This is a genomic window from Maribacter sp. 1_MG-2023 (assembly GCF_030547005.1).
Taxonomy (GTDB): domain Bacteria; phylum Bacteroidota; class Bacteroidia; order Flavobacteriales; family Flavobacteriaceae; genus Maribacter.
On sequence record NZ_JAUOPN010000011.1, the window covers coordinates 1 to 20,941 of the forward strand.

General features: G+C 32.0%; 17 protein-coding genes and 1 pseudogene. 4 read left to right on the plus strand and 14 right to left on the minus strand.

Annotated elements, in window-relative coordinates:
* Positions 1-231: 231 nt before the first annotated feature.
* The 9 genes and pseudogenes from Q4500_RS12755 to Q4500_RS12795 all read right to left on the minus strand — a co-directional run bounded on the left by Q4500_RS12755 (position 232) and on the right by Q4500_RS12795 (position 9,493).
* On the minus strand, positions 232-876 hold the full coding sequence (locus Q4500_RS12755; protein WP_303600035.1) for a hypothetical protein: 645 nt from the start codon (positions 874-876) through the stop codon (positions 232-234).
* Positions 877-951: 75 nt separating this feature from the next.
* The gene (locus tag Q4500_RS12760; RefSeq protein WP_303600036.1) at positions 952-1,680 is read right to left on the minus strand and encodes a porin family protein; all 729 of its coding nucleotides are present in this window, start codon (positions 1,678-1,680) and stop codon (positions 952-954) included.
* Complete coding sequence (locus Q4500_RS12765; RefSeq protein ID WP_303600037.1) at positions 1,670-2,731, minus strand: hypothetical protein; 1,062 nt, start codon at positions 2,729-2,731, stop codon at positions 1,670-1,672. The genes Q4500_RS12760 and Q4500_RS12765 overlap by 11 nt, the downstream gene beginning before the upstream one ends.
* A 252-nt stretch (positions 2,732-2,983) precedes the next feature.
* A complete protein-coding gene (locus Q4500_RS12770; RefSeq protein ID WP_303600038.1) occupies positions 2,984-5,062 on the minus strand; it encodes a hypothetical protein in 2,079 nt (692 codons plus the stop codon).
* 228 nt (positions 5,063-5,290) lie between these two features.
* A complete protein-coding gene (locus tag Q4500_RS12775) occupies positions 5,291-6,079 on the minus strand; it encodes a DUF2490 domain-containing protein (RefSeq protein WP_303600039.1) in 789 nt (262 codons plus the stop codon).
* A gap of 58 nt (positions 6,080-6,137) precedes the next feature.
* Complete coding sequence (locus Q4500_RS12780) at positions 6,138-7,163, minus strand: HAD family phosphatase (RefSeq protein WP_303600040.1); 1,026 nt, start codon at positions 7,161-7,163, stop codon at positions 6,138-6,140.
* Between the two features lie 81 nt (positions 7,164-7,244).
* Positions 7,245-8,294, minus strand: a pseudogene (locus Q4500_RS12785) (sulfatase-like hydrolase/transferase); the annotation flags it as partial.
* A gap of 83 nt (positions 8,295-8,377) precedes the next feature.
* On the minus strand, positions 8,378-8,629 hold the full coding sequence (locus Q4500_RS12790) for a sulfatase-like hydrolase/transferase (protein ID WP_303600041.1): 252 nt from the start codon (positions 8,627-8,629) through the stop codon (positions 8,378-8,380).
* 270 nt (positions 8,630-8,899) lie between these two features.
* Positions 8,900-9,493, minus strand: coding sequence for a hypothetical protein (locus Q4500_RS12795; protein ID WP_303600042.1), 594 nt, complete (start codon positions 9,491-9,493; stop codon positions 8,900-8,902).
* A 724-nt stretch (positions 9,494-10,217) separates the two neighbouring features.
* Here Q4500_RS12795 and Q4500_RS12800 point away from each other — a divergent pair.
* Entirely contained in the window at positions 10,218-11,291 is a 1,074-nt protein-coding gene (locus Q4500_RS12800) for a BamA/TamA family outer membrane protein (RefSeq protein WP_303600043.1), read from the plus strand.
* Positions 11,292-12,274: 983 nt separating this feature from the next.
* Positions 12,275-12,682: a hypothetical protein gene (locus Q4500_RS12805; RefSeq protein ID WP_303600044.1), complete on the plus strand. Its 408-nt coding sequence runs from the start codon at positions 12,275-12,277 to the stop codon at positions 12,680-12,682.
* Positions 12,683-12,817: 135 nt separating this feature from the next.
* Here Q4500_RS12805 and Q4500_RS12810 read toward each other — a convergent pair whose 3' ends face one another.
* A complete protein-coding gene (locus tag Q4500_RS12810) occupies positions 12,818-13,285 on the minus strand; it encodes a hypothetical protein (RefSeq protein ID WP_303600045.1) in 468 nt (155 codons plus the stop codon).
* A 190-nt stretch (positions 13,286-13,475) separates the two neighbouring features.
* Positions 13,476-14,495 (minus strand): helix-turn-helix domain-containing protein, encoded by a 1,020-nt coding sequence (locus Q4500_RS12815; protein ID WP_303600046.1) that lies wholly within the window; start codon positions 14,493-14,495, stop codon positions 13,476-13,478.
* Between the two features lie 557 nt (positions 14,496-15,052).
* On the opposite strand from Q4500_RS12815, the gene Q4500_RS12820 reads away from it, so the two are divergent.
* Positions 15,053-16,534, plus strand: a complete 1,482-nt coding sequence (locus tag Q4500_RS12820) for a phosphatase PAP2 family protein (protein ID WP_303600047.1) — start codon at positions 15,053-15,055, stop codon at positions 16,532-16,534.
* A gap of 11 nt (positions 16,535-16,545) precedes the next feature.
* Here the strand turns inward: Q4500_RS12820 and Q4500_RS12825 are convergent, their stop codons facing one another.
* The 3 genes from Q4500_RS12825 to Q4500_RS12835 form a co-directional block, all read right to left on the minus strand.
* Positions 16,546-17,529, minus strand: coding sequence for a lipid A-modifier LpxR family protein (locus tag Q4500_RS12825; RefSeq protein ID WP_303600048.1), 984 nt, complete (start codon positions 17,527-17,529; stop codon positions 16,546-16,548).
* 177 nt (positions 17,530-17,706) lie between these two features.
* Complete coding sequence (locus Q4500_RS12830; RefSeq protein ID WP_303600049.1) at positions 17,707-18,723, minus strand: DUF6588 family protein; 1,017 nt, start codon at positions 18,721-18,723, stop codon at positions 17,707-17,709.
* Positions 18,724-18,795: 72 nt separating this feature from the next.
* Positions 18,796-19,434: a hypothetical protein gene (locus Q4500_RS12835; protein ID WP_303600050.1), complete on the minus strand. Its 639-nt coding sequence runs from the start codon at positions 19,432-19,434 to the stop codon at positions 18,796-18,798.
* 638 nt (positions 19,435-20,072) lie between these two features.
* Here Q4500_RS12835 and Q4500_RS12840 point away from each other — a divergent pair.
* On the plus strand, positions 20,073-20,933 hold the full coding sequence (locus tag Q4500_RS12840) for an acyl-CoA thioesterase II (protein WP_303600051.1): 861 nt from the start codon (positions 20,073-20,075) through the stop codon (positions 20,931-20,933).
* The last annotated feature ends 8 nt before the right edge of the window (positions 20,934-20,941 follow it).

Genomic DNA, 20,941 nt, shown 5'->3' on the forward strand with positions numbered 1-20,941 from the left:
TAAATTCTTCATCAAATCTGACCTAAATAATAATTATTTATCGAATTTAGAGGTGTCCTAAGAAGGGGAAGCCTACAGTATGGGTCTACACCAAAATATTTATAGACGAAATTTGATTACAAGCATTATAAAGAAAGTAAAATCTATAATTATTATTGTTTCTGGGTTAGGGGTAGAGGCAGACTAAATTTAAATATATTTAGAAAAGATTATTGGCAATTTCTATTTTAATTAGTTATCAATTTTGAATACTAAACCAGCACTAAAGCCACCAATTAGCGAAGTGCTTGATAATGAAACGCCACCAGAAGCACCATCAAGACCAGCGCCTATATAAACGCTGCTCCACTGCACTGGAAACATCATATTTCCTTGAAAATTCAACCCGACCCTTTCTGATATCATATAATTCAATCCGGCTTTAAACGTAAAACCGAATTTTGTTCTGTTACTCAATGAATTATCAACAATTTCCCTGTTTTCATTACTAGTACTTATTATTACAATACCTAAGGCACCACCTGCGAAAGGTCGTAGTTTTCCTTTTGGCAAGTATTTTGTCATTCCAACTAAAATCCAATCTCCGGCAATGTCGGATAATCTAGCCTCTGTTGGGCTAAGAATTCTATCTCGAATCAATAATTCAGAACCTTGATGAAAATAAGATACTTCGGCCATAGTATTATTATAGGTTTCAACACCAATAGTTAGACCGAATTGGTCACTATCATTAATCTTCAAATAACTTGGTCCATAGTTTACCTTAGTGCCAAATTGATACCCATAAGATGGTGTAATCTCAATACTTTGTGAATAACTATTGTGCCATGAGAACATTAGATTAGTTAGAATCAATATTGTAAGTATTTTTTTCATTTCTTGTTATTTTTTGTACCATTACAAAAGAAAATAGTACTTATTATTCATATAAATTTATGGTAGCTAATATAATTACTCTGCACTTTTTATAAAAGGTACACTTATATGTAAACTAAGAAAACTTACTTTGTTAGAACCGTTTATATAGTTAGTCTTAAATACATTTGCTAAGCCTTGATAATAACGAAGTTGTAGATGTATTTCTTTGCCTTGACCATCTTTACCTAAAATATAGCCTAACTGAGCTAAAAAACCGTAATCTATTTCTTCTGTTTGATTTTTTATATTGAAATCAAATTCACCATCTTCATTTGAGAAAAGACCATTAGCATCTGTTCTAAAAGAAATTTGGGGCGCTAAACCTAATTTTATTGATTTTTCAGTAAAAATATAGTTGAAAAAAATTGGTACATCAATATAATTTAAAGAAAATTCAGTAGGCACATTTATAAATTGGTCATTTAAGGTTGAATTATTTGAGGTTAAAGAAAAGCTATCTGTCTTTAAATTTCTTCTACTTAAAAAATAAATATTTGGACTCATTATCCAATTTTCTGAAAGTTTAATGTTACCAGAAATTCCAAAATTCAAGCCAAGTTTAGGCGAAGAATCATCAATAGATGATATCGAGTTGTAGGGAAATCCTATTTCTAAACCAATATTAAAATTTTCTGTAGCCACTTTATCCCCAAATACTAAAGCAAAAAGGGCTGCTTGTGCATTGACTGTTGAAGTAAAACAAATAATAAGCGCTAAATGTAAAACTACTTTTCTCATTTTTTTTATATAATTAAAACCCAAACCTATATTGTAGTCCGGTTATTACATGGGTTCTAGTACCCAAAAAACCTACTTCAGCCCTAAGCATGAAGCTATCTGTTATTTGATATTGGCTACCTAAAACGAAATTCCAAGCCTTTTTTTGACTCTTTTCTATATTGTACTGCACTGTTGAATTCTCTACGGTAGAAACAGCGTTTGATAAATTATCGACAAAATTATCTGCTTTATTCAATACAGCACTTGCTCCTTGATATTTTATTAAATTTTGGGCCTGTTCTAAAGGGGTGAGGCTATCATACCAAGTATCTAATTCGGTTCTTGTATCTGAAATGCCGGTAGCTGCATTATCTAATTTTGTATTAATACCATCTAGATTAATAAGACTATTAATGGGTAAGTTTCCTTTAGTGTCGGTATTTAGTTTAACTCGAAAACCACCTGTCCAAATCGATAAATTACTTGTTTCTGAAAATTTAAATGTTTTTCCAATTCTTGGGTCAAATACCAAGGCAAAGGCAGGATCTTCTATTCCTTCAAGGTCAGTCCAAGTAAAATTCATATCTAAAGCTAACCATCCACCACCAATCCCAATAGTTGGTGTAATTCCGAATCCGGCGGAGAAACCTTCAAATTCAGCTTTTGTGCTTAAGTTCAAGACTTCTTTAGATGTTTCTTGGTTTGGTACATAAACAGAAACATCTACCGCTGTAGATGTACTCGATGAAGCAAAAATACCGTACACATTTAAAAAAGGAAAAACCCAAATATCGGGTCGTATATTTACTATATTCGATTGTGCTACAGCGCTATTAAACCTTACTATATCATCTAGGTAAAACAATTCGCCACCATTAAAGCCAACATTTAAGTTTCTAATATTGATATCGGCTTTTTGATATACATAATTAATGCTCATGCCCGACGGTAAAGGCAGTTTGAAACCAAGGTCTTTTACTTTTTGACCGAAAATCGGTAATAAGTAAGGGTATTCGGTATTAATTGAATCGTTTAGATGTCCTTTTTTTAGCTCCATATCAGCAAAAACTTGCCCTTGTAAATTTATCGCCATTAAGCAAAAAAAAGACTATTAGTAAATTGCAGAACTTATTCTTTATCATATTTTTAATTTCATCTAAATTAATATTGAGATATTTTATTTTCAATATTGCTAAAATCCAATTTCTATTTTACTTTCCAAAACCAAGTATGATTTTATACGAAAAATTTTTTCAAGAAAGTAGATTTTGCTGCAACGTTAATTATTGTTCTTTAGACTATCAAACCCATAGTTTAATTTTTTAGTTTTTGGCGATTCGTAAAATCATCTTCTGCTTCTTACGTTTGCTCTAGACGGTTGGGCCGTAGGTCGATTGCTTGGGCGCGAACTTGGTCTCGTGCTTGGTCTGTTCATATTGGGGGTAGAAGGCCTTGTACTAGGTCTTGTACTTGGTCTTGTACTTGGTGTAGCCGGTCTAGAGTTCGGAACTGTTGGCCTTGTACTGGGTCTAGTTGCAGGTCGAGTTGGTCGTGTACTAGGTGTTGTTGGCTTAGTACTAGGTCTATTGATATTTGGTGTAGAAGGCCTTGTACTTGGGCTAGTAGGTCTTGTACTTGGTCTATTATTAGGGTTGGATGGTCTTGTATTTGGTCTTGTATTTGGCCTATTTGCGGGTCTAGCTGGTCGCTTATAATGGCTAATTCCTTTTCTACCTCTATAGATTGGGTGTGAAGGACGACCATAGTAACCTCTTCTATAATATGGAGGACGATAATATCTAGGTCCCCAATGATGATAGCCAGGTCCCCAATAAGAAAAACCATACCAAGCATGGGGCGAACCGAATCTGAAACCTACGCTCCATCCGTACCAAGGGTTGTATCTAACAGAAAAACCATAAGTATAATGGTGATGGTAATAATGACCATGATACCATGGGTTATAATGATAGCCTGTTCCATAAACCATTACGGGCCCATAAATATAGGATCCATAATAACCAGGTGTGTAGCCTACATATACAACTTGTGGTGACGTTTCATAGATATAAACATACTTGGTATTGTATTTTGGATTATCGGCAGGTATTTTTTCAACTTCAAATGGTCTTTCGTCCGCTACTTTCCATGGACCATTTGCATTATTCGATTTAAACCAAATTGCATTATCACATAGATAAAAATCGTTTTTGTCTTTAAATACGTCACTTTCGGTATTTACTGCAAATTCTAGTTGTAAATCTTTTATTTTTTCAAATTCTGGAGTTCCGTTATATACAACTTCGGTAGCTTTGGTATCTCTACTTACGCTTGCAGTTTGTGGTAATTGGGCATCATAGACCGCATTTTTAGCTTCTGAAGTACCTGGAACACTGCTTAATACATTCGACTTATCACTATCCTTTGGGATATTGGCAAAATCTTCGATGAGGTTGTCAGGCTCCACGTAAGACCAGGATCCTTTTAAGTCTTTTGTTTTAAACCATCTACCAGATACCAAAGTATAGTATACTTGATCTTTTATATGTATAAAAATATCATTTTGTGAATTTTTTGCATATAGCAACTGGGTGTTCTGAATTGGCGCGTAATCTGGTTCTCCATCGAAAGTGATTAACTCGGCTACGGATGTTGAAACAATGATTTTTGGAGGATTTTTAATATCGAATTCATCTTTTTCTTCAAGTTCTGTATCTTCTTTTGGTTCTGCTTTTTTTGCGATTTTTCTAACCGATGAAGGTGCTTTATTGATTACTGTCCAAGAATCGTTAATATTTTTGCTACTGTACCAAATATCACCACCTTTTAAGAAATAAGAGTTCGACTTTGTTTCTTTTATAATAAGGGCGCTACTATTAATAATTACCTCGTAACCATTTTCTGCCTCTTTAAATTTAGGTTCCCCATCTATTAAGATTAAAACAGTGGGCTCTTTGGCGAACAAAAAAGTTGGTGGTTCGTTCTTTAATAAATCTTGGTCTGCGGTTACTTCATCTAAAGAAGAGATTAAATCGTCTATGGAAAACTCTACATTCCATTTGGGAATTTCTGAATTTATTAAGTCTTGAAATTTCTGTTTTTTGTCTTCTGATACTTCTTCACTAAAACGAATTTCATTTATCTTGACAGTAACAAGAGAAGCTACTCTTGACTGACGATCGATATCAAGCAAAGAGGTTAGCCAAATCATGCCAAAAACTGGTGGTTCTTCATTTTTTTTAACTGAAAAAGCCAAATTTGATTCTAATTTATTATCTAGATAAGAAGAATTCTCTGGCGAGTAAAGACTTATAGTATATTCTTTATTGACAGGAATTTCTTTAGGCCAGCTGCTTTGTGATTGGCCAGATAAATTTATGATACCCAGAAGGGTGGCTAAAAAGAAAATAATACTTTGTTTCATATTTTTAATTTTAATAAATAGCAGATTATTAATATTGAATAATTAATAAGGTTACACACTAAATCTAGAAAAACATATTGATTTTTTTGTAGTATAATACATTTTTCTGTTAATTCTCCTTTAAATTGAATTTTCTTTCTAAATTTAATGGTCAAAATAGCTTTGTTATTGGGTATTATTTATAAGTTCATAACATTTGTAAAAGAGTTATATGGTTCTATTAATAGATTAAAATCCATCTTCTTCGTTAATATGTAATACTTGTTTTTTAGGGTTTCCTTTATATACCCTTAGCCTCAAAACAAATTCACTAGATTTATCGTTTGTTTCGGTAATATTTTTAGTTCTATTAAATATACCATATAATTCAAACCTCCAGTCGTTTTTAAATCTATACCCAATACCTGGTGATATTCTAATAAGATCATTAAATCTTTCTGCCCTTTTTAAATTAAAAAAAACTTCAGTTTGTATAGGAATATACAAGCCTTCAGCGAACGACAAATAATGCTTTTTCCAACTTAGAATGGTAGATAGTTGATATCGCAACCTAAAACCAGCCGTCCAACCTGAGTTGGCAAAAGAATTTTGTAAACGTTCTTCTAGCCTAACATAATTATATAAGGTGATTAGTTTTATAGTCGGAATTTCAAATCTAAAACCTTGTATTAAACGTATTTCTATATTATCACTAGTATTATAGTTTTGAGTGTAAATTAAACCACCACCAATGTGGTAAGAGTTTATCAATGGTTTTTCTCTTAAATTTATCAGTTTTTTAGTGTTTTTGATATTTAATGTTGATATACCTAAAACTCTATTATAAATTTCTGGGGTAATTTTACGAAATCCAATCAGTGTTGATAGGTTTTGGTTTTCATTAAAAATTTTAGAGAAATTATAATCTAGCCAAATTTGACTGTTTATTTTTACATCTTGATCAACAATACTGTCTTGCGCTATTGCATGATGTAGAATGGTCAAAAATACTATACATATGATATAAATTTGCTTCATATATAGTAGTGATTATTACAAATTTGATTTGGTTTTTTATTATTATAAGCTATATGCCTTACTTATTTAACTCGAATGGATAAACTACGTTCCAATCGGTTTTCATATTTGCTACAGTCCAACCTTTTTCGTTTGACTCGGTAAGACCCTTGTCTAATCTTCCAATAGAAGATTCACGGTCGTATGCCCATTCTCTCCCTGCATCGGTGTGGTGTATGTATATTTGAAAAGATGGGTATGTGTTAGAGTCCGTCCATTGTAACATTTGTAAATCGCCATCAGAATTTCCAGCTGCAAATACTGGTTTTCTACCTATAAAACGATTAATACCAACAGGTTTTCCTGCTTTGTCATTAATAAAGTCTAATGCTGCAGAACGCTTTATTTGTGTAATACCGTCTGTTATAACAAATTCAGTTTTTATACTACTGCCAATTACGTGATCTTTTGATATTCCATAAACACTTTCTACCCATGGCCTCATAAATTCTATGCCGCCACCAGATACAATGTAGGTTTTGAAATCATTTTCTTTTAAATAGTTTAATAACTCAAGCATAGGTTGATAAACCAAATCGGTATAAGGTCTATCAAAGCGTGGGTGTTTTGCGGTTGCAAGCCAATCTTTTACAATTTGTTCAAATTCATCAACTGTATTTCCTGCGTGAGATGCCATTACAATTTCTATAAGACCATGCTCACCATAGGTCATAAGTTTTTTCATGTCATTTTCAAGAACTGCTTGAAAGGGTTGAGTATTTTTCCATTCTGGATTTTCTTGTGCGAGGGCTTTTATTCTATCTATTGCAAAAAACAATTGAAAATAAGCTGGTTGCTCTGACCATAATGTTCCATCATTATCAAAAACAGCAACACGCTCGCTTACAGGTATGAAATCAACACCTTCTGTGGTTACTGTATTCACATAATTTATAATTGCATCTTTTGTTTCACCTTCTTTCCATGAAGGTAATGGTTCTGTGTTTTTAACAACAATAGACGCAGTATCTTGTTTTGTAACTGTACTTTCTTTACAGGCTACAACAATGAATAAAATTAGAAGGTACTGTACTACAATTTTCATTTTACTTTAATTAAAGAAAATTGGTAGTATAAAATGTAAAGACCATTAAATACTACCAATTTCAGAATAATTACCTCTTATCTAGTTAGGATTTTGTTGCAGTTTAGCCAAAACTTGATCTAAATTAAAACTACCCGGTTTTTGTCTAGGTGGAAATTCTTCGTATGTTTCAAGGTGTTTTGAAACATAACCTACTGCAGGTAAAACCATGAAAGCTCTATCAAACCTCCAAATATTATACGTCTCCGCTTCATGATCGGCTCTTTCAAAAGGGTCTCCAAGCATATCTAATAATTTCGGCAATCTAAGGGTTACCATAGGTTCTGACCAAACATCGAAACCATGGGCACGTTGTTCCATAAATACCATTTTCCAACGACCGTAGCGTAAATTTGCTAATTGCCCATCATCTGTCCAATAAAAGAACTCTTTTCTTGGCGCTTCTTTAACATCACCTTTAAAATATGGTAATAAGTTGTAACCATCTAAATGTACCTTAAAGTTTCGTCCATTTGCAGAATGCCCTTTAAGAAGTTTTTCTTTTACATTGCCTTCACCAGCAGCTGCTAATATAGTTGGCAACATATCTTCATGTGAAAAAACATCATTATAAACAGTTCCTGGCGCTATAACACCAGGCCATTTTATAACTGTAGGTACACGGTAACCACCTTCCCAGTTAGAGTTTTTTTCATTTCTAAAAGGTGTCATACCACCATCAGGCCATGTGAAAACCTCAGCACCATTATCTGATGAATACATGATTATTGTATTGTCTGCAATACCTAGCTCATCTAGTTTGTCTAATATTTGACCAACATGTCTATCATGTTCTACCATACCATCGGCATAAATACCAAGCCCGGTTACACCATCTGATTCTGGTTTAAGATGCGTATTTACATGCATTCTTGTAGTATTGTACCATAAGAAGAAAGGTTTGTCTTCACTTTTAGATCTTTCCATAAAGTCAATTGCACCAGCAGTAACTTCGTCATCTATTGTTTCCATACGTTTTTTGGTTAATGGACCCGTATCTTCAGTCTTTCCATCAGCAGAAGATTTAATAACACCTCTTGGTCCAAAATTTTCTGCAAAACCTGGAACTTTAGGATAGTCTGGATGTTCTGGTTCTTCTTCTGCATTTAAATGATATAGATTTCCAAAGAATTCATCAAAACCATGGTTGGTAGGTAAGTGCTCATCTAAATCACCTAAATGATTTTACCATATTGTGCGGTTTTATAGCCGTGATTTTTTAATAATTCGGCTACAGTAGGATCTTTTTCACTTATACCCTCTTTAGCACCTGGTAAGCCAACCTTTAATAAGCCTGTTCTAAAAGGGCTTTGACCTGTAACAAATGCCGATCGGCCCGCAGTACAACTTTGTTGACCGTACCAATCAGTAAAAAGTGCTCCTTCTTTTGCAATATGATCTATATTAGGGGTTTTATAGCCCATCATACCATTATTATAGCAGCTGGGGTTAAATCAACCGATATCATCGCCCCATATTACCACAATATTGGGTTTCTTTTGACTATAGACCCCTATGGTCATAGAAAAAACAAGACAAGTTGTAAAAAAATGCTTCATTTTCATAGTTTCAAATTTTAGGATTATTTATTTTTGTTAAATATTTAAAGCTACCAATAACTTAAGGGGGTACTTATTCTATTTTATTAACATTTGACCTCTAAGATTAAAATTTTAGATTTTCAAATATTATAACAATTACCAATTTATTTTTAAAGGTTGTTCTAGTTGAAATTGTGCTTCTGTTCCTGCGGGAAATTGAATACTCTGTCCTGGTCGTAATAAACCAGCAGCACCACCTATAGCAGCACCACGTCCTGCACCCTTACCGCCATCGAAAGCAGCACCTATACCGGCGCCGATTGCTGCTTTTTTAATTGTTCCACCTGCTGTATCTTCGGTAGTAATCAATTTTGCCTCCGTTTTTACCTGTTGCAAATAATTATCAATGATAAACCCGCCTACTGTAACACCAAATTCACTGGCCCTACGCTTTTTATTTTCAGAAACCAATACCTCCATTTGTACAATGGTACCTTTAGGTATAAGCACTTTTCCTTTGCTTGTAACATCTTTGTCAAGTTCTACAAAAAAGTGATCCCCTGCGCTGAAATTTTTTGCAGAAATAGTTTTGGTAGACTTCAAAAATAAAATAGTACCAATAGGCAAAACTATAGGTTCTTGAAGTATTTCAATAGCCCCATTGGTAGTTTTGATTTCATTTGCGTCGACTGTTACCGTTGTCAATACTAGACAAGCCATCAGTAAAAACACATTCTTTATATTTTTCATTTTGTACAATTTTAATGTAATTAATATTCTGTTATTTAATTTTAATGATGAAATCACTTTCGAAATACTAAACAATTCAAATACCACTAAAAAATTCTATACTAAACTAATTAAAGGCTTACGCATTAGTATACGTAATCTTAAGTAAATGTACTTACTAAGATCGTAGGTATTATTATCTTTTTAGGACATGTAACAATTTTGGTTGATTCAATTTCAATATCTCTTTATAATAATTGATGAAACTACATTAATTTATAAATGTTTGCATTTTGAATAGTATTCTGTTAAACCTTAGTTAGACTGTTTCTATCTATTTGTCTAGATTATTTTATTGTTCAGTGAGATGTTATATTAAGTATCAATATGCCTTTGGTTATTAGTACTGTTATGCCTAAAAATTTAAAGGTTGTAATACTGAAAATATACCTCACGATATTTAGATTTTTTTTAGAGTTGTTTTGTAGTAAAAAAGAAATCAATTCAAGGGTGAATATTTTAGGAGGGGATTTTAAATTAATTTTTGGCTTTTATGTAAACCCAATAAGAATTAATTATTTGTACAAATAATATTCCAAGATAGTAATAGGTTATAATTTAAAAAACCAGTATTTTTAGCAAGCAACGCTTAAAAATTTGTTTAACAATTAAAACTTGTTGTAAGGTCACATGTTTCTATGTTTTTCGGTAAAGTATTGTGATTAATTTTAAGAAAACCTTGTGCATGAAAAATTTTTCTTGTTTACTAATATTGTTATTGTATTGTAGTAGTACGCTTTCCCAGCAAAGTGAAGCCGATAGTTTGACAACGAATCAGCTTGAGGAGAAAAATATGGAGTTTACAGTAATGCCGTTTGTGAGTTATAATAATAACCTAAAGTTCATGCTTGGCGCGGTACCAATGGTTATGTATAAATTAAACCCACGCGATACAATTTCTCCGAAATCACTTTCTGGGGTAACTGCTGTATACACTACCAATAATTCTTATTTTGTCGGTTTCTTTAATAAATTTTATTTTAATGAAGATAAGTGGCGCGGTACATTTTTCATGGCTTTAGGTGATATAAACTCCCAATTTTTTGGTGGAGAACTAGAAGATGCAGATTTCTATAATTATGCTACCAATGCCAAGATTTTCAGTATAGGAGTCCAACGAAAATTGAAGTCTAACCTTTACGGTGGGTTAACTTATACTTATGCAAATTATAATACAATATTTGAAGATGGTATTGTTGATGAATCGAATACGGTTACAAATGGCTTAGAGTTAAATACGCTATTTGATACAAGAGATAATGTTTATTATCCGACTTCTGGAAATATGATTAGAGCAAGGTGGATTAATTATGGCGAATGGTTTGGTAATGAGGTCGAAGCTAATAAAATCAATACTTCATTTAATAAATACTTTTCAGTAAGAAATAACAAAGATGTTTTTGCCGCCCGTTTCTCGGGCGTGTTTGGTTTAGGTGATATAGCATTTGAGCAGCAAACTACAGTTGGTGGTAAAGATATAAGAGGTTATTCTGAAGGAAAATATCGTGGTAATACGGTGGTGGCGTTACAAGCCGAATATCGACTCAATTTTGCTGAGCGTATGGGTGTTGTAGGTTTTTTAGGTGCGGCGACCCTGTATGGTGCCGATAATGAAGCTTTTGATGGTAAGTTATTACCAGGGGGTGGTGTAGGGTTTAGGTACAGGGCTTTTAAGGCGTTTAAATTCAATATTGGTGTCGATGCAGCATTGGGTAAAGATGACTGGGGTATTAATTTCAGAATTGGAGAAGCTTTTTAAGTATTTCTGGCAAATTAAATTGTACTAAATAGTCTAAATGTTTTATGATTCTTACAGCTTTGGTATCTTTAATTTGATTAAAAAATTTGACTACAGATTATTGCTCAAAATTCCACTTAATTGTATTTAGTTTTTACCTTTAATAATACGATATAAAGTGTATTACAAATAGTTTATGCTTTTAAAGTTTGTCTGGATACGACCTTTATATGAACTGTTTTATAAATATTTTTATTTTTTATTTGTTTAGTGATAATTGAAATAGAATTAATTATTAAATAATCATATGGTATAAGTTTTCTGAACATTTAAGAAGCGACAATATAAATTTCAGATAATTAGTAACTGTATTTTATCTATATAGTTTTCTCCATGTTAGGTTTTTAAACCTAAATTTCAGGATCACGTTTTTTAGAATTATACCCTTTGCTCTATGGGTTTTCTTTTTTTATTGGAGTTCTTTTGTCTTGTCTTTGTTTACAACGAAATTTTAACAATAAATTTTATAAAAAGTAGATTAGCAATATTTTGTTTATTGTTAGAAATATAGTCAGTTTCTGTTAAATAATATTTAAAAGCAGCAGTGTTATCTTGAATTTTTAAATAATTATAGCCTCTTAATTTTGTGTTAAAGTGAAGTTTTTTTTGTTTAGTAATATAATTTTAATTAACTGGTTATAATTGTTTTACGTTTTTATAAAAAGATTGTGTAGATTAAATTAGAGTGTAAGCATATATTTTGTTTAACTAGTATACTTAAAAATTAGACAATAATTACTTATTTTCGTTTGAATTACGTTTGGTAATGCAGAAAAATTAAATAATAATTGTTGTAGTTCATAGAATTATATCTAATTTCGATAAGATTGTAAGTTAAATCTGTCTTATAATGATAATTCAGTTGTTTAAAGATTAAGTTTTGGTTTCCGAAAAATTGGTTATACCATTTAAAAATTTATTCTAGCCAAATTAAAATTAGTGCTATGGGGAATTTTAAATTTCAACATATAAAAGAGGAGGCAAGCGAAAGGTATAATCTTCTAAAGGAGCAATTGTTATTTCCAATCGATGAAATTGAATCTCGTGTGAGATTGTCAGCAATTTTATTATCTAAAAACATTAGCGAACTTGATTTTGATAATAATGAGATTTTCAATATCGAAAATATAAAACCTCTTTGCGAAGATTATCTTGACAAGATAGAATGTAAGGTGAATGAATTGCTTGAAAAAAATGAAGAATTTCAAGCTGATGAAAGTAATGTAGATCAGAGCTATAACTCTAAAATAATTAAGCTAGAAAAAGCATTTAAAGATTTTAAAATGAATGTTTCTATTTTGGTGTTGAAAAAGAATTTATGCCATTCAGGTATTGATATTGAAAGACTTTAAGTGTGTTACACATTATTTAAGTAATTTAAAAAAAGCCCACGCTTCAACTTTTATCCTTATAGTATATATTGTTTAAAAAATTTAATAAACTTTTTAAACAATATATATAATATCTCTATTTGTTGAAACAAAGGGCTATTCGTCAAGTGCGCCAATAAATGGTAGATTAGCCATTAATTCTGTGCGGGTAGCGCTTAAAAAAAACAACTCTAATTGTACAAATTGAGCCGCAGTTTTTGAATCTGAAATCTTTTTTATTTTTTTATGATAATTTTTTATTAGTTTATCTAATTGTCCCCTTTGTTTAATTGAAGATAAAACTAGATAATCTAATTGTTCATTGTTTAAAGTAGTATAATTATTAACATAGTTGAAAATGTTTGATATCCGTTGTTGACCTATGGCTTTTCGCTTGTCTTCATATTCGTCATACAAAAACCAAAAGTCTTGGTTAAATTGTTTTTCTGGTTGAAAAACTTGGGCAGCTGCTTTCTTCTTTTCCATGCCGTATAGCGATTGATAAAGTTCTACTTCCTCTTTAACAGATTGTGCACCTATTATTAAAGGAGCTAAAAAAAAGCATAATAAAATTGAACGGATCATTTTTTTTCTTTTATTGTTTTAATCATAATTCAAACTAAGTATATTGTTTATGTAAAACTATTTCTACTTAGAGTAACTAAATTAACCATTATAGTAATGGTTAGGTTTATCAGTTTAGGACAAGTGAGTAATTACTTTGAAAATGAAGTCAATTTGCCAATAAAGTAATTTTCTTGTGTTATTTCATTAATTAGTCAAGAATAAGAGACCTAGAAGAAAAATGGTTTAAGCTAAAATAAGTGTCTTTAAAAGTGTGTGGCGGTAATCCTGTCCAACGTTTGAACGAACGTACAAAATTTGAGCTATCTGAATATCCAAGTTTTTCGCTTATCTCTATTATGGAGGTGTCATTATCGCATAACATTATAAGTGCATCTTTTAATATACTGGTTGACAATACTTTTGAAAAAGTAGTTCGTTCGATTTCTAAATGTCGCTTTATACTTCTGGCAGATGTCTTGAATAGAGATGATAATTCTACAAGTCTTGGTCTATGATTAGGCTCGAAACTTTGAAGTATTTTTTCTATAGATGAAATAGTATCTATAGTGTTTTCTGCATGATTGTTTTTGAGACTCGTTATATTGTTTTCAATCGAGCTAGAAGAGTAGGTTGGCTCAAGAAGCAGTCGATAACAAGACTGTCCATATAAAATAGGGTATTCTTCGATTAGTTCTAATTCCCTTAAGCTTTCTAAACTTGGGCTCATTACGTGTAGTGCTTTTGGCAACCATTCATCTCCTCGAAACTCTTTGATTAAATCCAATAGAAAGATTAACCAAATCTGTTCAGCGATTCTTCTGCCAAGGCAAAGATTATCTGGAAAATTAAAAGTAATTTCTAACTGTTGGGGGGTAATGTTGATTTCAACCTTAGCATTACTTTTAAATTCATTTGCTTTAAGTACGAATATTTCCAAAACGGTTTCAAGGTCAATAACCATATCTTGGAGCAATTCAAAATCAATAAGATCATAAATAGAAAGTGACCTACCATAATAAGCTACGAAACTGCGCTTACCTAGAGCAACCCATACTTCTTGTAAGACATCATGCATTGTAGCCGTAGGTATAAAAGTGTCTTTTTTAAACAGATGGTTTTTTAGACCGTATCTCTCATTAATTTGTTTAAGACAGAAACCCGATTCTTCTAAATTTTTAAAAAAACCCGTGAATAAAGCACAATTATATATGTGTAATTTATCTTTCATAATACTTTTTATAGAAAATCTTCCAAATATGGGTACTTAACTCTACAAATATTTTTAAAAAAAAAACAGTTTTAAGTTACAAAATTCAATTCAAAATTCCTTGTATTTTATGTAGTTATATATTCTTTATTTTGGTCTACTTGTTTAATGTTAGTTCTTTTATGAATGGTCCACTAATTTAATTGTGTGTATTCAATTTATTGTTTTTTTTTAATTCATTATCCGTCAATAAATTAGATTTTTTTTTCAGGGATAAAACGATTTTTTTAATTAATTAAATAGATATAAGTTGGTTAGAAAAATTTCATTTTTTACCTGAATTTATAAATTATGGTGAGATTGTAATTATGTTTAGTAGTTTTATAGCTTGAAAATTTTGCCTTATAATTTTAGTTTTAAGCTTGGTTTTTATTCGGTGGATTACTCTAAGGTTTAATGGGAATGCATATTTTTTTAAGGTAGATGATAGCCTAAAAACAAAAGTTTTTTTATTTTAAATGTCTTACCAATTTAACGAGTGGTATTTAACTAAGATTAGTTAATAATATTTTTAGAAAATGAAGTTACTTTATTCTGTATTTTTATTTCTATTCTTTGGTCATATAAGTGCTCAAACAACTATGAGTAATTCATTGAAATTTTCTTTAAACAAAGATTTAGATTCTATTGTTGATGTTGACTATGCGGCTTTTCAACCCTCGATAATAGATTTGAATTACGAGTCTTTACAAATTTCGCCAAGTTTGGTTTTTCAAATTACTACGCCAGTTTTAAAATGGCATCAAACTGATACGGGGCGAGCACTGATTGCTTCAGGAGCGCTTGTAGGCTTAGGGCTTTATACTTATAAGGATGAAGGTTTTTTAAATAGGGTAACTGTTAAAAACGGCATTAATCGATATTTGCCTGATTTTTCAAATCCATTAGACGATTATTTACAATACACACCATATGCCGCGACCTTTGCTTTAGATGCCTTTGGGGTCAAAAGTAAGCACAAGTTAAAGAGAAAAACGACTACTATTGCCACTGGGGTGCTTACATCGTTATTGGTTATTCAAGGTATGAAATATGGTATAGACGAAAAAAGACCTGATGGGTCTACAAGTAACTCATTTCCATCTGGTCATACTGCCACAGCTTTTATGGGTGCACATATTTTTCACAAAGAATATGGTGATCGAAGTGTCTATTATAGCATAGGTGGGTATTTAATGGCAACGATAACAGGTATGTTTCGGCAACTAAATGATCGCCATTGGGTTTCAGATGTACTTGTTGGTGCAGGTTTAGGAATTTCGATAGCCGAATTTTCTTATTTTCTTAATGAAAAAATTTATAAGGATGAAGGAATAAATATAATCTCAACTTCTAAAAGCCTACCCAATCGCCAAAAACCATCATATTTAGCTGTTAAGGTTGGGTATGCGTCTTTGACTAAATCATTTGTGGCGCCCGATGCTGGTTTTGAAGCTAAAAACGGATTTTCTATGTCTGTAGATGGTGCTTGGTTCTTAAACAGAAATTTTGGAATAGGTGCTGAAGTAGGGTTTCAAAGTTTTCCAATACAGATTAATGAAAGTATTCAGGAAAAATTTCAAGAAATGGGTTATAATCTTATTTTTCAGCCGGTGGGGAGTACTAAATATCTTATAGGTCCTCATCTTCAATTAGACCTTAATAAAAAATATTCAATAGGAGTGAAAACCTTGTTTGGTACAGCTCAAATAGCCGATACAAAACTATTTCTTCAAGATATTGTAATAGATAATCGTAGTGAAACAGATGATATTGTTTATGCTCAAATACGTCCTGTTTCCAATTTTGCTTGGACTGCAGGTATTTATCATAGATTTTTAATAAGTGATAGAACTGCATTAAGTCTATATCTTGATTATAATGCAACCAATCTCAAAAGCACGCTAGCGTATATAAAAGAATTTGATCCAGATCTTACGGTCGAATATACTCAAAGACCATTAAATGGTACTTTTAATTCCATTTCAGCCGGTGCCTCTTTTGTTGTTATGCTTTGGTAATGAATTATCATTTAAAACAAATAAGTGAATTCAAATCTTCCAAATACATGTCGTTCTCCTTTGATGATTTTACCGTAGGTAAAAATGTGGTCGAACCCAATTGAAAGACGTTTTGTTCTGATGTAGACGCCATGGGTCATTGAGGTGTGTAGATGATTAAGGTCTTTTACTGCATATTCATAATCACGATTAAAAATGTTTCCTTGTGCAGTTGCGTCGTACCAATTTACGGTTGCTGATAACGAACTTTTAATATAGATTTCTCTTAGAGAAGTTGAGCCCAACAGCGTATTTCCAAAAGCCGTTGATGAAGCGAGTGGTCCAAATTTACCGATTCTAATTCCTACTAATGGGGTGGTATCAATGTATAAATTTCCAACTCGTGCTTCTAGACCAGAATAAACATCAAATCCATTATAGCTTGGCGTTAGGTCATAAAGCCCCTTGAAATTGGTGTTGAATATTATTTGGTCTGGTATCTGAAAATCCCAACCACTCAAAACACCATCTCCAGTAATTTTTTTGTGTACCCAATCTTGAATTTCTCTTGTAAATGCCGAAGGTCCCATAACGCCTAAAAGCAATTCTCCTCTAAAAAATAATCTTTCGAACGAGTAAGTTATACCAGTTTTGCTGAACAAAAGACCGGCAAAAGGTCTGTCAAAAACAATGCTGTCATTTAAAATTGATTCTAAACTAATTTCCGGATTTGATGCTGTATAACCTTCAGACTTGATTTCAAAATCAATAAAGAAATCCTTTTTATTGATAATTTTTTTTTCAAAACCTAAAAATTTTTCTGGTTTTATAGCGACTTTTAGTCCAAGTCCAAATGAATAAAAGCGATCTGAATTTTGCCAAAATATAAACGCATCATTATCTGAGTTGATAGTAGCGGCATACTTTAATTCTTTCTTTTCTTGAGATGTTGCGATAGAAACCAGAAATAGTATTAAACTATTTTGTAAAAAAAATATAAGCCTGTTCAAACTCATTCAGTAATTTAAGGTTTTGTTTTATTGAGTATTCAAAGTGTATATCGATAATTCTTTAGGGCTTTATGTAAAGTATAGATTTAATGGTAAAGTCATTTAGAATAATAATATGTTCAGATAGAGTGTTTACCAAAAAAAACAATAGGCAAAAAGAAAACTGTTCTGTTACAGTGTTGGTTAATTATTAGAATTACCAGTTAAAACAATGTAGTTTAGGCGTAAGCTTAAATTATTGTAACCTTGAAAGGTGTAATCTAAGTTAATGCTGAATCTCTTAATATTTACTTTTCCACCTATATTGATCTTAAAACCAGATATTTCGTTTTTAATATTAAAAGGGTCTTGGTAAGAAATTGTTCTTGATTGTGTTTCTATGGTATAAATTCCTTTTAAATCATAGTTGGCTTTTCCTTTTACAAATCCAATTGCTCCATAAGTGTTCCATACTGGGTGTTTAGTCGATGCCAAAATTTCTGCAGAGAAACTATTCAAATAGCTCTCTAACCTTTGTGATTGTCCAGTTAAAAATCCATCAGTTTGAAAGTCATATCGAATATCTAATCTGGTAAAAGCTGCAAAAGCTGAAATTGAAACTGGCCATTTTTGCCAATTTCTAATACTCTCTGTTAGTTCATGTTTTATGCTAATACCGGTAACACCTATATTGGCACCATTTATATTCATTTTTGGAACGTAGCGAAACCCCAATTCAGAATTACCAGGCAAACCAATGCTAGCCTGAAGCATAGCGTTTGGTAGTAAATTGGTTGAAAGCAGACCGATACCTGTAGGTGCATCAAATTCGAATTCTTGACCATCTAAAGTAGCGATTAGACCGACTCGAGAGTCATTGCTTCCTAGAATTGTTGGTATTTTTATAACATTACCGCCATTGGCTAAACTCAGATTCTCAAACTCACCTACATTGTACTCACGAAATAATTTATCTTTAGGTACAAAAGAACCATTGGTGACCAATGATAATTCCAATTCCCATTTATTTTTAACTTGTGCTGTATTATACCATCCACCGGTTAAACCGTAAAGCAAGCCCTCGCTTAGGGGTTCGACATAGCCAGTAGCCAATTTTTCGGCTTGGTCAACTCCTAAAAGTAAATAGTCTTTGAAATTGAAGTTTTGAGCCCTACCATCGAACCAAATTAAAATAATCAAGAAAATTATTATTTTTTTCATATGCTAAGGATCATACTTTTTTTAATTCACATATCTGTTTCTTTGATATAGATAACGGCTATGTATAGTTCTCTATTTAGAAATGCTGTTTTCTATCAATGCCTCAGACAGTTCTCTTGAATAATTGTCAGTTGTCTTTGAAAGATTACTTGGGTCTTTAATTTTAAACCTACCTACCCATTGAAGGTTGTCGCCGCTTTTTGTTCGTAAGTCATAAAGGCAACTTTCAAGAATATATTGGACTCCTGTACTAATTCTGTCGGGTTCCCATGTAGATATTGGGTAAGCTCCATAATATCTTCCAAATCGACCATATCTAACGGGCATTGCTCCATAACCAACTGAATTACCTGGTATTACATCGGTATATTCACTTGAGTCAATAAGGTTTGTGATTATTACGCCGTTGTAGCCCTGCTCAATTAATCGTGTAACCATTTCATTAAGCTCATCAACTGTAGGCTTGGTAATAAATGTTTTAGTTTCAATAACATTTGATGAAGCTTCTGCGTTTATGCCGTTTTGAGATAGTGCACTTACAATGCTCTTTTCAGAACTAATTCTAGTGGTAATATCAGAAGTTCTACTTACTACCAATATTTTATCATACTGTTTTTTTTGACCACTAACATTGGTCGATTGATTTAAGTATGAACTTTTACAAGATTGTAGTACCAATCCAGCGAGAAATAATAGGAATAACTTTTTCATAATTATTGTATTTAACAATTTATTTTCAAATTACTAAAATGGTTTTTGATACATATTACTATTTATAGAATAGTGCTTTGCTGTCCTGAAATGATAATAATTTAAAACAGTATGAAGATTATTCTGACAAAATATTACGGAGTATTTGGTGAAGATAGACGTTAAAAATTATCATAAAAATTGAATCTTTGGTTATTAGAAAGTCAGCCAAAATACAAACACAACGAAAATGTCGTTTTGTACAAATACAGAACCTTTTATGTTGTTAAAAAATGGGAGCTAAAAAATAAGATTAAAATAGTACATGTCATCGATTTGGTTTTAATGCTAAGTAAGTTTTTCTCAAATTACATTGTCTTCAGCGCAATTTATTTTCACACTCGACTTATTATTTACTAAACATTTCTCAAATATTGTTCGTTAAATAACATTAGAGCTACATTTTCTGCAATTCTTATTCATACTTGACAGTTAACGAATTTTGTGTTGTAATGATTCTGAAATGAGATTACGTCATTTTACTTAAAGTGTATTGCTTGGTTTAATGAAGTTGTTATTTATCTGAATAATGGTAAAGTGGTTTTTGTTTCATCTCTAAAACTGTACTTTTAGATTCCAAAAAAAATAGGTATCCTTAAATGCAAACAATTAAAGAACTGATAGAGTTGATAACTCTTAAAAGAATAGATGAAACCATATTTGAAGGGGAAAACTACAATGCCCCTTGGGGTAGGGTTTTTGGCGGGCAAGTATTAGCACAATCTTTACATGCAGCCTATCAAACGGTGCCAGAAGATCGTATTGCACATTCGCTACATGGTTATTTTATTTTGGGCGGAGATTTAAAGTATCCGATTCGCTACGAGGTCGATACCATTAGAAATGGAGGCAGCTTTACTACAAGAAGGGTAGTGGCAAAACAAAACGGAAAAGCAATTTTCAATATGGCCGCATCATTTCAGGTAAAGTCCGATGGAGTTAACCATCAATTTCCGATGCCTAATTTAATTCCGCCAGAGAAACTAACTACCAGTCTCGAGCAGTTAGAAGAGATTAAGTATCTGTACCCTGGTGCATATAAAAGATTAAAAGCGGTCCAGCCTAAAGTATTTGAATTTAAACCAGTAGAAAAATTTACAACGCAACTAATCGAAAATGGTTCTCCATTTTTTAATACTTGGTTACGCACTTCTGATAAAGCTGAAATCGCTTTGCCGATGCAACAACAATTATTGGCTTACGCATCTGATTATAATTTACTGACCACGGCGACATTACCACACAGAGAAGTATTGAATAAAGGCGAGACTTTTTATGCCAGCTTAGATCATGCTATATGGTTTCATCGCGATTTTGATATCCAAAAATGGTTGTTATATAGTATGGATAGTCCAAGTGCTTCTAACTCTCGAGGATTTTCAAGAGGTAGTGTATATGACAGAACTGGAGTGTTGGTTGCTTCTGTAGCGCAAGAAGGGTTAATGCGTCCAAGTATATAACTAGAAAT

What these genes read in the sequence shown, in the direction of transcription:
- Q4500_RS12755 (WP_303600035.1), bottom strand. Translation starts at nt 876, where the DNA reads ATGAAAAAAATACTTACAATATTGATTCTAACTAATCTAATGTTCTCA.
- Q4500_RS12765 (WP_303600037.1), bottom strand. Translation starts at nt 2,731, where the DNA reads ATGGCGATAAATTTACAAGGGCAAGTTTTTGCTGATATGGAGCTAAAA.
- Q4500_RS12770 (WP_303600038.1), bottom strand. Translation starts at nt 5,062, where the DNA reads ATGAAACAAAGTATTATTTTCTTTTTAGCCACCCTTCTGGGTATCATA.
- Q4500_RS12775 (WP_303600039.1), bottom strand. Translation starts at nt 6,079, where the DNA reads ATGAAGCAAATTTATATCATATGTATAGTATTTTTGACCATTCTACAT.
- Q4500_RS12780 (WP_303600040.1), bottom strand. Translation starts at nt 7,163, where the DNA reads ATGAAAATTGTAGTACAGTACCTTCTAATTTTATTCATTGTTGTAGCC.
- Q4500_RS12790 (WP_303600041.1), bottom strand. Translation starts at nt 8,629, where the DNA reads ATGATGGGCTATAAAACCCCTAATATAGATCATATTGCAAAAGAAGGA.
- Q4500_RS12795 (WP_303600042.1), bottom strand. Translation starts at nt 9,493, where the DNA reads ATGAAAAATATAAAGAATGTGTTTTTACTGATGGCTTGTCTAGTATTG.
- Q4500_RS12800 (WP_303600043.1), top strand. Translation starts at nt 10,218, where the DNA reads ATGAAAAATTTTTCTTGTTTACTAATATTGTTATTGTATTGTAGTAGT.
- Q4500_RS12805 (WP_303600044.1), top strand. Translation starts at nt 12,275, where the DNA reads ATGGGGAATTTTAAATTTCAACATATAAAAGAGGAGGCAAGCGAAAGG.
- Q4500_RS12810 (WP_303600045.1), bottom strand. Translation starts at nt 13,285, where the DNA reads ATGATCCGTTCAATTTTATTATGCTTTTTTTTAGCTCCTTTAATAATA.
- Q4500_RS12815 (WP_303600046.1), bottom strand. Translation starts at nt 14,495, where the DNA reads ATGAAAGATAAATTACACATATATAATTGTGCTTTATTCACGGGTTTT.
- Q4500_RS12820 (WP_303600047.1), top strand. Translation starts at nt 15,053, where the DNA reads ATGAAGTTACTTTATTCTGTATTTTTATTTCTATTCTTTGGTCATATA.
- Q4500_RS12825 (WP_303600048.1), bottom strand. Translation starts at nt 17,529, where the DNA reads ATGAGTTTGAACAGGCTTATATTTTTTTTACAAAATAGTTTAATACTA.
- Q4500_RS12830 (WP_303600049.1), bottom strand. Translation starts at nt 18,723, where the DNA reads ATGAAAAAAATAATAATTTTCTTGATTATTTTAATTTGGTTCGATGGT.
- Q4500_RS12835 (WP_303600050.1), bottom strand. Translation starts at nt 19,434, where the DNA reads ATGAAAAAGTTATTCCTATTATTTCTCGCTGGATTGGTACTACAATCT.
- Q4500_RS12840 (WP_303600051.1), top strand. Translation starts at nt 20,073, where the DNA reads ATGCAAACAATTAAAGAACTGATAGAGTTGATAACTCTTAAAAGAATA.